Raw genomic sequence first — 1309 nt, forward strand, 5'->3', positions numbered from 1 at the left:
GTGGAGGCCTTGTGGTGAAAGTCCCGGCGCCGGTCGGCGACCTTGGCGTGCTGGCGTGCGACCTTGATGCGGGCCTTGGCCCGGTTCTTCGATCCCTTCACCTTGCGGGACAGTTCCCGCTGAAGGCGTTTGAGTTTCTTCTCAGCCCGGCGCAGGAAGCGGGGACTGTCGATCTTCCGCCCATCAGACAGGACCGCGAAGGCCGACAGACCGAGGTCGATACCGGCGTCGGTCTCCACTTCCGGGAGGTTGTCCGGCTCGGTGTCCACGACGAAGCTGAGGAAGTACCGGCCGCAACTGTCCTTGGTGACGGTCAGGGACGTGGGTGCGGCCGGAAGCCGGCGGGACCACTTGACCTTGAGGCCGCCGACCTTGGCCACGTACACGGTGCCATCGTCCTGGAGGGAGAAGGCGTTGGTGTTGAGACGGATCGACTGCCGGGTGTCCTTCTTCGACTTGTAGCGGGGAGGGCCGGCCTTGCGGCCCTGCCGCTTGCCCTTGAGGCTGTCGAAGAAGTTCTTGTAGGCGGTGTCCAGATCCCGCAGGGACTGCTGCAGGACGACCGCCGACACGTCGGCGAGCCAGGCACGTTCCTGGGTGCGCTTGGCCTGGGTGATGCGAAGCCGGGACAGCTCGGCCGACTTCACATACGGCAGCCCTGCCGCGTGCGCTTCCTTACGATCGCGCAGGCAGTCGTTCCACACCACACGGGCGCACCCGAACGCGCTCGCCAGCGCACGGCGCTGTGCGGCGTCCGGGTAGGCCCGATAGTTGTAGCGGAGCTGCACACTCAAGATCCTACTACGATTGGTCTCATGGATGGACCGAATGATTACAGGCGTGGCAGACGCGTGGTTTCGGCGATGCATGTGCACTTGGTCTTTGTGACGAAGTACCGGCGTGGGGTGTTCACCGACGAGATGCTGACACGCTGCGAGGAGATCATGCGCAAGGTGTGCGAGGACTTCGAAGCGGAGCTGAAGGAGTTCAACGGCGAACGCGATCACGTCCACCTCCTGGTGCACTACCCGCCCAAGGTCGCCGTCTCGAAGCTGGTCAACAGCCTCAAGGGCGTCTCCGCCCGCCGGATACGGCAGGAGTTCACCGGCCGGATCAACCGCGCCATCATGCACGGGCATCTGTGGTCGCCCTCGTACTTCTCCGCGTCGTGCGGAGGAGCACCGTTGGCGATCGTCCGCCAGTACATCGAGCAGCAAAAACGTCCGCTCTGACGTGCACGTCAGAGCAGCCTTGAGATGCATTCAACCCCGGCGTGAACGCCGGGGCTTTCTGCAAGAAACCCGGTAAG

General features: G+C 64.1%; 2 protein-coding genes. One reads left to right on the forward strand and one right to left on the reverse strand.

Annotated features, from left to right (window positions below; translation table 11 throughout):
* Positions 1–788: RNA-guided endonuclease InsQ/TnpB family protein (locus ACWDEW_RS48815; protein WP_450522839.1), on the reverse strand; the 788-nt coding region annotated here is incomplete at its 3' end.
* A 27-nt stretch (positions 789–815) separates the two neighbouring features.
* Between ACWDEW_RS48815 and tnpA the strand changes: the two genes are divergently transcribed.
* Complete coding sequence (gene tnpA, locus ACWDEW_RS48820; RefSeq protein WP_450522840.1) at positions 816–1232, forward strand: IS200/IS605 family transposase; 417 nt, start codon at positions 816–818, stop codon at positions 1230–1232.
* Positions 1233–1309: the final 77 nt, after the last annotated feature.

This window comes from Streptomyces sp. NPDC001100, assembly GCF_053598575.1.